Origin of the sequence: Collinsella aerofaciens (assembly GCF_039758965.1) — a bacterium.
Lineage (GTDB): Bacteria > Actinomycetota > Coriobacteriia > Coriobacteriales > Coriobacteriaceae > Collinsella > Collinsella aerofaciens_BR.
The window spans coordinates 18487-29239 of record NZ_JBDMSL010000028.1 but is presented as its reverse complement, the minus strand read 5'-3'; the positions used below and the strand labels follow the sequence as shown (position 1 = coordinate 29239).

The 10753-nt window shown below is 55.9% G+C and carries 13 protein-coding genes; 9 read left to right on the top strand and 4 right to left on the bottom strand.

Annotated elements, in window-relative coordinates; genetic code table 11:
• Nucleotides 1-359 precede the first annotated feature (359 nt).
• Genes ABHU32_RS08940 through ABHU32_RS08930 form a run of 3 tightly spaced genes read left to right on the top strand, consistent with a single transcriptional unit; the run spans nt 360 to nt 2442 of the window.
• Complete coding sequence (locus tag ABHU32_RS08940; protein ID WP_346979687.1) at nt 360-998, top strand: metallophosphoesterase; 639 nt, start codon at nt 360-362, stop codon at nt 996-998.
• A complete protein-coding gene (locus tag ABHU32_RS08935; protein WP_346979686.1) occupies nt 995-1720 on the top strand; it encodes a metallophosphoesterase family protein in 726 nt (241 codons plus the stop codon). Before ABHU32_RS08940 ends, ABHU32_RS08935 begins: the two co-directional genes overlap by 4 nt.
• Nucleotides 1720-2442, top strand: coding sequence for a metallophosphoesterase family protein (locus ABHU32_RS08930; protein ID WP_346979685.1), 723 nt, complete (start codon nt 1720-1722; stop codon nt 2440-2442). The genes ABHU32_RS08935 and ABHU32_RS08930 overlap by 1 nt, the downstream gene beginning before the upstream one ends.
• A 53-nt stretch (nt 2443-2495) precedes the next feature.
• Here ABHU32_RS08930 and ABHU32_RS08925 read toward each other — a convergent pair whose 3' ends face one another.
• The gene (locus ABHU32_RS08925) at nt 2496-3074 is read right to left on the bottom strand and encodes a hypothetical protein (RefSeq protein ID WP_346979684.1); all 579 of its coding nucleotides are present in this window, start codon (nt 3072-3074) and stop codon (nt 2496-2498) included.
• Nucleotides 3075-3268: 194 nt separating this feature from the next.
• Nucleotides 3269-3853, bottom strand: a complete 585-nt coding sequence (locus ABHU32_RS08920; protein ID WP_226791018.1) for a recombinase family protein — start codon at nt 3851-3853, stop codon at nt 3269-3271.
• Between the two features lie 202 nt (nt 3854-4055).
• Between ABHU32_RS08920 and relB the strand changes: the two genes are divergently transcribed.
• From relB to ABHU32_RS08895, 5 genes are all read left to right on the top strand, one after another.
• Complete coding sequence (relB, locus tag ABHU32_RS08915) at nt 4056-4277, top strand: type II toxin-antitoxin system RelB family antitoxin (RefSeq protein WP_204986970.1); 222 nt, start codon at nt 4056-4058, stop codon at nt 4275-4277.
• A complete protein-coding gene (locus ABHU32_RS08910) occupies nt 4274-4558 on the top strand; it encodes a type II toxin-antitoxin system RelE family toxin (RefSeq protein WP_006236318.1) in 285 nt (94 codons plus the stop codon). Before relB ends, ABHU32_RS08910 begins: the two co-directional genes overlap by 4 nt.
• 237 nt (nt 4559-4795) lie before the next feature.
• Nucleotides 4796-5074 (top strand): hypothetical protein, encoded by a 279-nt coding sequence (locus ABHU32_RS08905; RefSeq protein ID WP_195622442.1) that lies wholly within the window; start codon nt 4796-4798, stop codon nt 5072-5074.
• A 319-nt stretch (nt 5075-5393) separates the two neighbouring features.
• Entirely contained in the window at nt 5394-6047 is a 654-nt protein-coding gene (locus ABHU32_RS08900) for a hypothetical protein (RefSeq protein ID WP_346979683.1), read from the top strand.
• 1 nt (nt 6048) lies between these two features.
• On the top strand, nt 6049-6477 hold the full coding sequence (locus tag ABHU32_RS08895; RefSeq protein ID WP_346979682.1) for a hypothetical protein: 429 nt from the start codon (nt 6049-6051) through the stop codon (nt 6475-6477).
• Nucleotides 6478-6852: 375 nt separating this feature from the next.
• Here ABHU32_RS08895 and ABHU32_RS08890 read toward each other — a convergent pair whose 3' ends face one another.
• Both ABHU32_RS08890 and ABHU32_RS08885 read right to left on the bottom strand, forming a co-directional pair.
• Nucleotides 6853-7503, bottom strand: a complete 651-nt coding sequence (locus ABHU32_RS08890) for a plasmid mobilization protein (RefSeq protein ID WP_346979681.1) — start codon at nt 7501-7503, stop codon at nt 6853-6855.
• A gap of 854 nt (nt 7504-8357) precedes the next feature.
• Nucleotides 8358-9623 carry an ATP-binding protein gene (locus ABHU32_RS08885; protein WP_346979680.1) on the bottom strand — a complete coding sequence of 422 codons (1266 nt, stop codon included), beginning with the start codon at nt 9621-9623 and terminating at the stop codon, nt 8358-8360.
• Between the two features lie 69 nt (nt 9624-9692).
• Here ABHU32_RS08885 and ABHU32_RS08880 point away from each other — a divergent pair, with 69 nt between their 5' ends.
• Nucleotides 9693-10025 carry a transposase gene (locus tag ABHU32_RS08880; RefSeq protein ID WP_346979679.1) on the top strand — a complete coding sequence of 111 codons (333 nt, stop codon included), beginning with the start codon at nt 9693-9695 and terminating at the stop codon, nt 10023-10025.
• Nucleotides 10026-10753 lie beyond the last annotated feature (728 nt).

Genomic DNA, 10753 nt, shown 5'->3' with positions numbered 1-10753 from the left:
GACGGGAAACGAAAAAGCCCGGTTTAAAACCGGGCTCGAACAAACACGCCTATTGACAATGGCTTTCTCATATTAAAGAAAGGCCACCGTCGCTAAGACGATGACCTAACTCTACTAAGCAACGGCTCTGCCCAGCTCACCACAACTTGGGCTGCCGTCGGCATCATTTTACCCTCCTGACGAGGAATTCGTCCATATTTCAAAAATCAAATCCTGTTCGCGCGTGGGCGTAAACTTTTAGTTGGGCAAATCCGGCAGATTGGAGCTTGAAACATGAGGGATATGCACCTCATGTCGCTCATAAAACGTCTCCTGACCTCGAAGGAGAACGTTTTTTAGCGACAGAAGGAGACATAAATATGATCTGGTTTACCAGCGACACCCACTTCGGGCATGAGAACGTGCTGAAGTTCACCGGCCGCCCGTGGGAGACGATTTGGCAGATGAACGACGCCATCGTCGACGGCATCAACGGCAGGATTGCCGTGGACGACGAGCTCTACATCCTGGGGGATTTCTCATTCAAGATGACCGCCCAGGACGCCTATGCCCTGCGCAAGCGGATCGCCTGCAGGCGCATCCACCTCGTCCCGGGAAACCACGACAAGGACTGGACCCAGCCGGCGGTCGCGGGCGCGTTCACCGTGGAGCCGCCGATCTGCGTGCTCAAGATCGACGGGCAGAAGATCGTCCTGAGCCATTACCCCATGGCCGACTGGCAGGGCATGAGCTATGGATCGTGGCACCTCCACGGGCACATCCACAGCAGCGGCGGCGCGTACAACGAGTTCAACCGCAAGCAGGGCCTTCTGCGCTACGACGTCGGTTGCGATGCCAACGGGCACTCCCCGGTGAGCCTCGACGAGCTGAGGGAATGGTTCGCCGGAGTCGACGAGCCGTGCGGCCGGGTGAAATGGCCCTGGTGGGTCAACGAGACCGGCGACAGGCAGGTCGAGCGCGAGCTGGCGGCGTACAAGAGGGAAGAGGCGATTCGGTGACGGTCTATGTGACGGGCGACATCCACGGTGGGCTCGACATGCAAAAGCTCCGCGACTGGGAGCTCGGCGACAGTCTTACCAGCGACGACTATCTCATCGTTGCCGGTGACTTTGGCTTTCCGTGGGGCTTTTCTGCCGAGGAATGCGCCGACATCGCCTGGCTGGAGTCGCGCCCCTACACGGTACTGTTCGTCGACGGCAACCACGAGCGCTTCGATCACTGGGAGGAGCGCCCCATGGAGCCGTGGCATGGCGGGCTGACGCAGCGCCTGTCGGACACCTCGCCCATTCGGCGCCTGACGCGCGGCGAGGTCTTCGAGCTCGACGGTTCGACAATCTTCACCATGGGCGGTGCCACGAGCGTGGACAGGGAATACCGCGTGCCGTATTCCAGCTGGTGGCCTCAGGAGCTCCCGGATGAGCGCGAATTCGATGCCGCGCGTGCAAGGCTCGACGAGGTCGGCTGGAAGGTCGACTGCGTCATCACCCATACCTGCGCCACGCGCATGCTCTCGCCGACGCTCTACCCGGACCCAGGCTGGGAACGCCCCGATGTGGACCGGCTGACCGGATTCCTCGACGAGCTCGAGGGCCGCCTGGACTACAAGCGCTGGTATTACGGCCATTTTCACCGAGACGGCAACCCGGACGAACGTCATACCGTGCTGTACGACCGGATCGTGAGGCTCGGGGACAAACTCCTGCCGTGGGGTGCGTACTGATGGCTATCTATGTGACAGGAGACGTGCACGGCAGGGCCGAGTACGGGGCCAGCAGGTTCGCCTTCAGGTCTTGGCCGCTGGGCCGGACTCTGACGAGCGACGATGTGGTGATCGTGGCCGGCGACTTCGGCTTTGTCTGGGACGGCTCGAATGCTGAGAGGTATTGGCTCGATTGGTTTGAGTCGAAGCCATGGACCACGTGTTTCGTAGACGGCAACCACGAGAACCACCGGATGCTGGCAGAACTGCCGGTGCGGGAGTGGAACGGCGGCCTCGTTCATGAGGTGCGACCGCGCGTGCTGCACCTGATGCGTGGAGAGGTGTTCGACATCGACGGACTCGCGGTCCTTGCCATGGGCGGTGCCGCGAGCAACGACAGGCAGTATCGCAGGGAGGGGAGGAGCTGGTGGCCCGAGGAGATGCCGAGCGAGGAGGAGATGGGGTGCTGCCGCACCTCGCTCGACCGCGTAGGCTGGAGGGTCGACTACGTGGTGAGTCACGAGGCTCCTGCTGCCCTTGCTGAGGGGTTGTGCCGGGAGCGCGGACGCAAGTATCGGGGCGACCGACTTCAGCGATTCCTTGCCGAGCTCGACGACCGGCTCGGCTACCGAGCCTGGTTCTTCGGCCACTACCACGGTGACGAGTGGCGTGACGACAGGCACCGTCTGGTCTATCGAGACATCGTGCCGATCGAAAGTGCTGCGCCCGGTTCTCAGTTCTAGAAACCCCCTAGAAATGGTCTAGGGGGTTTCTAGAAAATTAGATGCTATGCGGCCTACTCGATCTTCATCTGGGTCATGACCTCGATCTTGGCCTCGGCCACGGCCGCACGCTGCTCGGAGGCGGCAAGGCGGTCCTTGAGGGCGGCGACCTCGGCCATCAGGTCGCGCTGGGCCAGGAGTGCGTCGTTCAACTCGGCTTGGGCTTTCAGCGCGGCGTCACGCTCGCCGCGCAGTCGCTCGATCTCATCGACCATGGCCACGGCCTCGGCATGGAGTTGGACGACCTGCCTGTCGAGTTCCCGAGCATCGGCGAGATATCTGACGCTCGCGGCATGGAGCTCGTTGTTCTCGAGCTCGAGGCTCGCGGTATCGAGTTCGAACTTCTCCTCTATAAAGGCGACCCGCTCATTGCAGTCGGCCTCAATCTTTTCATTCCGATCCGTCGCCTCGGCGAGCTTGCGGCTGAATTCATCCACCTGGGCCATGAGCAGTGCGTTCTCGGTCCTGAGGTCGGCAGTCTCGCGCAGCAGCTTCTCCCGCCATGTCGCCTCGATCCGCTCGGCAGCCTCATCGAGGACGGCCTTCACGCCGGATGTCTCGCTGATTTTCTTTTCGCTCGGATTGTCTGCCATGGTGCGGCACTCCAATCAACAATGGCATGGCTCCGCCATGCCATATGGCTGGGAACAATGCACGGCCGCTGTTGATTTGTAGTCATCCTGCGATCGGTGAGTTCTAAAAGGCGTCTCAAGTCATACGTTATGCGTTCACGCAGGGGGTTTCAGTTGGAGAAATACCGCACTCTTATATAGTAGCGCACTCGGATTTATCTTCTGACGCCCACCAATCCGCGTTCACGGAGGATGCGGTACAAAGTCGATTTCGATATACCGGTGGCGGCGCAGATGTCGGGGATGGGCGTTTCCCGCGCAAGGTAGAGTTTCACGGCAGCATCGGCCTTGACGTCCGCGATGCGCGGGCGGCCCCCGACGTTGCCACCATGGTTCCGTTTTACGGCGATGCCCTCGGCCTGGCGCTGCTTGATCAGGTCGCGCTCGAGCTCGGCGGTGCAGGCGTGAGTGCCGAGGACGAATCGACCGAAGGCGGTATCGAGGTCGACCGGCTGTTTCAAGGAAGTTAGCTTCACGCCGAGATTTCGGAACATAAGGTCGTAGTTCAGCAATTGCCTGGTCGATCTGGTTAGGCGCTCCCAGGACTCGACTACCACTTCATCGCCGGCCTTCATCTTCTTGAACAGACGCTTCTGCTGAGTTCGGTCGCCGTCCTTGGCACCCGTGACCTTGTCTTTGTAGATATGGCCATAGGGCACGCCGGCGTTGACCAACGCCTCGATTTGCCTATCTAGCTTCTGATCCTTCGTGCTCACGCGAGCGTATCCGTATCTGGTCATTTTCAGCCTCCTGCCTTGTCTTTTGATTTTCTCATGGGAATGCAAGTGGAGGTTTTGACACTGGGTTTTGGCACTCGCTGTTCACGGCATCGAGGGTTCGGTTTTCGAGTGCCGCGCGGCATACGTTTTGGGACTGGCTCCAGAACAAACGGGTATAATCAACGTACTACAATGTAACACGTTGATTGGAGCAACTATGGCCATGAGTGCCACTGCCATCAGGTTCGATGATGGTGAGAAGGACTGGATCCAGTCCTATGCGAGCGTCCTCGGCATGTCCTTTTCCGAATTCGTGAGGAACGCCGCCCTCGATAAGGTCGAGGAGGCGGCTGACATCAAGGCGTACAACGAGGCGCTGATGGAGGACGATGGCACCCGCTATTCGATGGATGACGTCATGCGTATGGCAATGGAGGCCGAGTGAGTTTCAGCGTCGAATGGTCTAAGGCGGCGACCAAGCAACTCCTAAGCATTCCGAAGAAGCAGCGGCTCATAATCCTGTCCTGGGTTCAGGAGCACCTTGACGGATGCGAGGACCCGCGGCGCGCACCGAATGGAAAACAGCTTCAGGGCACCGATTCCGGTTGGCGTTGGCGCGTTGGTGTCTACCGCATCCTGGCAAGGATCGAGGACGGGAAAGCCGTCATCGAGGTCGTAAGGGTCGGCCACCGCCAGGGTGTCTACAAGAACATGCCGCGGCTGTGAGCACCCCAAAGTGCCACCACGCAGGTCAAGGCCGAAAAAACGACCTCACCAGATGCGTTTTAAGGCGCCTGAAAGCAGATGTCCCTAACGGGTATCTAGGCATTCCTTTTCTGGGCTGTATTTGCGATTACATCAAGCCGTCTACCTGCGGCTTCGTGGAGTTTGCCGCCGCCCGAAAAAATCGTGTCTGCGCGGTGCGATACAGTAGGTTAAACGCCCCGCGAGGAAAGGAACAGCATGAGCGACACACAGGAAATCGTTCAACGGCTCGAGCACGAGATGGCACAACGAGCCACCGCTGTCGAGAAGGTCGATGCTTTCAAGGCTCAGTTCAATCAGGCCATCAAGGCCTTCATGGCCGCCGACGGGGCGGTCCGCGGTCTCAACGACCACGACAGCGAGGTCGACACCCAGATCGCAACCGCCATCGACGAGCATCTTCGTGCCATCGACAGGCTGTGCCGCTTCGGCATCGACGGTGGTTTCGGTGAGAAGCATCCGGTCAAGGAGCACTAGACCGCTGCATGGCCATGGAAGTAAAGTAGAAGAGGGTCGAATCCGAAGCAGTTCCCGGACAATTGGCGTCCGGCCAGACACTTCAGTTCGATCCCTTTTCATGCGCAGAGCACATGTCAAGCTCGACTGATTCTGTGGGTATAGGGCGGCATTTCACTGAGGTCGGAAACTCCCGCAACCATTGATTAATTTCGATATGTCCAAAATTAATATTACGTACATGGGTAACAAGCATATATGGGAGCGCTCAAGTAACCGAAGTAACCGAGCCGGGGCAAAATTGGCCAGAAGGACCCCGGTGAGAAGTTTGGAGGCGAAGATGAGTACAACGAAAAACCTGTTTATTACTCGCAGGTCAATCCTGACGGCAGCCGCATTGGGCGGACTGTCACTAATCACCCCAAATGGTGCATTTGCTGATGGTTACAATTCTGAAACCGTAGAATTCCTAGCGTTCCCGGATCTGAGTGAATCTGATGTCGAGGCGATTGTGCGTCAACGTGCAGAGCAAGAAGCGGCCCTTATCATAGAAGAGGCGATGTCATCTGATGGTGTTGAGCCCTATGCGACACGCGGGCGCCCAAGCTACAGCACCGTATACGGGAGCGTGCAAACGAAAGCCAGCGGATGGCACGACGTTGCTGGGCAGCCCCCGGGGGGCGTTCACATCGACGGGGGCGGTTCCATAAACGTCCAGCCGTCTGGCGGCGGTTCGGTGAGTGTATCGGTGCCGCTCCCGAACGGTCTCGGAAGCATAGGCGTATCGATACCGCTGGCAAAGCGCAATCTGTCGGCGACTGGGTATTCCATTCACATCGACGGTGCCGGCTTTTGGAAAGCGACGGCGAACGTCGAGCACAAGGTTCAGCCGTTTGTTGTTTACGAGACCGTCAACGGCGTCAAGAAGGTGTACAAAAAAGCAGCGACGAATAACTTCTTCCGCCTTTCCTTGGGCAAGCGAAAAGTAGGATGACATGATGGGCAGGAGCTATGCAAAGATAGCGGCTGTTGGCCTTGCGATCGGTCTTGCAATGGCGCTGTGCGCATCATTCGCGAAGTATAGGTCCGAGCAATCGTTTATCGATGGCGCTGAAAACGGGTTTGGCATAGACGGGATGTATGTCAGCGATGGCGCGACCGGGCCGTCTATGGCGATTCTCGCAGGCGAAGACATGGAATGGCAAATCTGTAATGGCGATGGCTCTTGCATGAGTGGTCGTTTGGCCGCAACGAGCGATCCGAATTCGTTCGATCTTCTCGACGATGATGGAGCGGATTGCGGTTCTGTTCACCTTTCATATGCATCGCGAGATGGGATGGACGGCATCCTCTACGTCTCCCACGAAACTGACGATTTCAAGATGCGCAGGACTAACCGGGTGCCGGCTTTTATCGAGGAGTGAGAGTTCCCGGCGGCCTGCCGATCAGGCCGCCGGGGTATCGAACCCCGCATCCATCCGTATGAAGTTGATAATCGAGGAAACAAAGCCGTCCCAGACAGGACGGCTTTGGTCTTTAAAGGCCGGGTTTTACCCTAGCCAAAAATGGCCAGAATGGTCACCAGAAGAAGAGCGACGATCATAAGACGGAGCTCGGACATAGCGACCACCTCCCCGAAAACTCGGGCAGGGCCAAGCTAGCGAGGCGGGGTACGAGCTGACTGCTTTCTGTTTAATGGCTGTCAATCTCTTCTGCCGTCTCTTTTCGCTTTTACTCAGTAGTTATAGCTAAACGAGTAATTGCACTCAATTGCAAAACTGATCCGGCTGCGTTCCGACTTAAAGATTTCTATTGTCTGGTTCATCTGCCAGATAGTCGTGGGGAACATAGTCAACGTGATGACGCTTTTCAAGTTCCTCGATAAACCGGTCGACCTTTCGAGCATTTTGGTAAACCTTTTCGAGCGTGCGGAAAACAGCTTTCTCGTTGTACGCGGGAAGCCCCTGGGCGTTCACAAAGTACATCAGCTGATTGAGGTTCGTTCCTTCCTTCAATAACTCATGATGGAGTTTTTCAACTTCAGCAATATCGAAATTGAATGATTCAATCTTTCCGTAGATCGCACCGCGGCGAACCAACTCGCTTACAGAGATGCCAAGCACTGCCGCCCGCTGTTCGATCGCCTTTTTTTCTGGAGCGGTCAGCATCACATGAAATGAAACGTCACGTTTCTCGGCGTTCTCGGCGATGGCTTCACCGCACTCGCCAGATTTTTTTGGAGCGTGTTTGCGCTTGCAGTTGTGCAGCGCTTTATTTTTCTCGTGCTCGATTTTCTTTCCAGTCTCAAGATCGTCGAGAGCAATCGAACGGCTAATCAAAACGGAGCGGATTAGTTCAGCTTCCGTGCAACCAGCTTCGTCACAGAGGCGCTGAAGAATTTCCTTTTCTTCAGCGGTCAACGTCGCTTCGACTTTCTCGCTTCGTCTCATTTTTATCCCTTCAGCTTCGGAGTGGCCTCCGAAACAAGATTTGGAAAAGTCCGCTGAATTTTTCTCGAAGGCGAAACCGCTTCGCGCACAAAGCGGAACTCAGCTTTGCCTGTCTTCTTTTCCCGTAGGAGGGAAAAGCAAGATCGTAAATGGCCATAGTTCATGTTTACATGTAATTATGGCCATTTACGTACATCTTGCAATCTCCGGAACGGTGATTGGGCGAAACGCAGTGTAGACGTGGAATGAGAGGCCTCATTCCAAGCGAGAGGCCTCGCGGCGTTGTAACTGCGTGAAGACCGTGAGCGGAAGCGAATTTTTAACGCGAAGGATGCTGAGTGTTAGAGATTCGCTGTAGCGAGAGCGAAGCGGTGATGCGAATGCGAGGGATGCCGAGTGTTTGCATTTTTGCGAAGCGGGTTTGCGGCGCCTGCGACGCAAACATTCGACTTCGTCGAATCGTTTTCATGGCGTTTGCGAAAAAGTTGAGACAGCTTTCGACAATTTCAATGGCGCGGAGAGTCATTAGCGTGACTCGCAGCGCTGTTGGATTTGTCGAAAGCTGACGCGGCTCGCATTACGAATCGAATGGCGAGTCGATTTTCATGCGGCGTGCACACACGCCTACGATCGCGACCGATGGTCGCTATCTATTTTCAAAACTCGCGTTTTGTTTTGGCGCGATATGAAATGCGATATGAAAAAACGAAACGCCCGCGCGAGTCGTTTTGACTTTTGCGCGGGCGCAATTCGATTCAAATGAAGATCAAGACGGTGAGTTTTTGAGTTTCACGGTTTAGATCTCAGAAAACAGATCTAAAAACTGCGGCGTCGATTTCACTTCGCCCGCAGCATTACGGCGCAAGAACATCCAAGGGAACAACTTGGACACCGCGGGCGGTAACATAGGCTTGTGATCCAAATCCAATAATCGCTACTTTAGAAACCGGCGGGGTGTTTCCAGCAGCAACCATACGTTCCTCGACAGCAACAAGATTGTCGGATGCCTCTTCTATTTGAGCAGAGCTGAGTTTAACTTCGACCGGAATCCAGGTCCCACCAGGAGCCGCAATGACTGCATCGACCTCTAGATCACGAGAATCGTGATAGTGATAGAGACTCATCCCGTTTGCTCGCGCATAAACCCACAAATCATGGAGTGCCAGCGATTCAAAAAGTAGTCCAAGCGTCTTGAAATCTAGCAGCAAGGTCTCCGGAGTCGCCCCGAGCGCAGCGGCCGCCAGTGACGGGTCAGCAAGATGATGCTTCTTTGATTCTCTTAAGTGCACCGGAGATCTCATTGCTGGATTCCACGCGGGAATATCGCGAACGAAGCTGACCCGAGCGAGAAGAGATATATACGATGCCGCCGTTTGTCTCGATACCTCTCCACCAAGATCAGCTACGAGCGTCTTGAGTGTCGCCAAAGTGGATTCATTGCGCGCAAGCGATTCGATGACGGCTTTGACCTTTTCGGGATCGCGTCGAGAGCCATCAACACGAGACAAATCTTCTTCGGCGACTATGCCGATGTAACGCTTCGCCATCGCCGACGCAGCCAGTGCATCGCGCCCGACCGCCGCGGGCCATCCACCGCGAACAACGCACTCGGCAATCGAGGCAGAATCCAACGACCCGAAAGCGCCATTGAACTTTTCGCCAGAAATAATGCTCGACAGCTTAACCGCACCGCTAGATTTCCCAAGTTCGAAAAGCGTCATGGTATCCATGCGCAATTTAGCGAACCTTCCAGCGCCACTGTGCATCGGCCGCTCATTGTCTCGCGGCGTCGCCGACCCCGTAAATATGAACTGGCCAGGCTCGCCGCCGCGGTTGTCGCACTCAAACCGCGCCGCGTCCCAAAGTTTCGGAACCTCCTGCCATTCATCGATCAGCCGCGGCACCTCGCCGGAAACGGCAAGCGCCGGGTCCGTCTCGGCACGCAAGCGATTCTCGAAGTTGCGCGACGGGTCCATGAGAAGGAGCCTGGACGCCGCACGGGTCCCGGCTGTGGTTGTCTTTCCACACCATTTCGGTCCTTCGATGAGAACGGCACCGAATATTCCTAGCATCTGGTCAAGCTCATTTTCGATAATTCGAGTGTAGTACTTTTTGGGCATATTTTTCACCATTGATTACCAGCACGTTTAACCGAATTTACAGTTTTCATTTAACCAGATTTTGCTTTTTTGATTAACCAGATTTTCGTATTTCAGTTAACGAAACAGATTAAACATGACGAGTCAAGCCACGACAGGCGCGCGTCGTACTGCGGCCTGGCGCCGCGCAACCGCCGAGCGAGGACCTCGATCTCCTCGGTGACGGCATCGCGCCAAGGCAACAAAAGGCTGAAGAACCTGCTCATATTCTCGTGCAACGACCTTACCCGGACAGAGGGAAGATGGAGCGACTACTACGCCAGGTGCCGAGAACGGGGCATGCCGCACGGCAAGGCGCTCAAAACGCTGGCGCGAAAGAGGTTGAAGGTCACCTACGCGATCATGCGGGACAGGGTGCCCTAAGCCGCCTAGTCGAAACGCAGCACTCCGAACAGACTGGAGTCCGCCGGTCGAAAGGCCTGGCGTCAGCATTTCGCGATTCGATCTCGCGAACGGCATTCCCCGGTTGACAAAACTATAGGAACACCTGTGCTGTTACTCCTGCTATGCGCGTGATTGAGTATCCGCTAGCTTAAACACTGCTGAATATCGCGTAACAGCACCGCCGTTATCATGTGTTGGCATCTGGGCAGACGCTGGTCCTTGTGCCCTTTTATTGCCAGCGCTCCATCTGCAGCACTGCCGCATGATGGCCTCTCCCATGTCGGCCCAGATCGCGTCTATGTGAAACCTCCTCGTTCAGTCGACCGCATGGCGGCGCGAGTGTAACGGGATGCCTGGAGATGCATTTAATAGCGGTGCCTGACGGCAATATTCGGTCGGGAAGACAGCGGTGCTGATTCGCAATACAGGTGGTGCCGAAAGGGCCTAGGACTCATGTGATTGCATAAGCCGCAACAGTGCTGAAAAGGCTAACTGCTTTTGTTCGTGCATTGGCATCATATTCATAAAAACAACCGGTCCCGACGTTGAATCTAAAATCATCGTTTAGCATTGATCCTGGCTGTTTCCAGAAAGCCACTAGTTTTTTAACTCATACATGAAAAGGAGGTGACGAAAATGGAGAAAGAGGAAATCGAGCTGGCCAGCGATAAATCGGCTTCCGACATCGAGATCACTGTTGAAGAACT

Bases quoted from the DNA above. Each gene is read 5' to 3' on its own strand.
- ABHU32_RS08900 (WP_346979683.1), top strand. From the start codon at position 5,394: ATGAGTACAACGAAAAACCTGTTTATTACTCGCAGGTCAATCCTGACG.
- ABHU32_RS08920 (WP_226791018.1), bottom strand. From the start codon at position 3,853: ATGACCAGATACGGATACGCTCGCGTGAGCACGAAGGATCAGAAGCTA.
- ABHU32_RS08905 (WP_195622442.1), top strand. From the start codon at position 4,796: ATGAGCGACACACAGGAAATCGTTCAACGGCTCGAGCACGAGATGGCA.
- ABHU32_RS08890 (WP_346979681.1), bottom strand. From the start codon at position 7,503: ATGAGACGAAGCGAGAAAGTCGAAGCGACGTTGACCGCTGAAGAAAAG.
- ABHU32_RS08930 (WP_346979685.1), top strand. From the start codon at position 1,720: ATGGCTATCTATGTGACAGGAGACGTGCACGGCAGGGCCGAGTACGGG.
- relB (WP_204986970.1), top strand. From the start codon at position 4,056: ATGAGTGCCACTGCCATCAGGTTCGATGATGGTGAGAAGGACTGGATC.
- ABHU32_RS08925 (WP_346979684.1), bottom strand. From the start codon at position 3,074: ATGGCAGACAATCCGAGCGAAAAGAAAATCAGCGAGACATCCGGCGTG.
- ABHU32_RS08895 (WP_346979682.1), top strand. From the start codon at position 6,049: ATGATGGGCAGGAGCTATGCAAAGATAGCGGCTGTTGGCCTTGCGATC.
- ABHU32_RS08940 (WP_346979687.1), top strand. From the start codon at position 360: ATGATCTGGTTTACCAGCGACACCCACTTCGGGCATGAGAACGTGCTG.
- ABHU32_RS08885 (WP_346979680.1), bottom strand. From the start codon at position 9,623: ATGCCCAAAAAGTACTACACTCGAATTATCGAAAATGAGCTTGACCAG.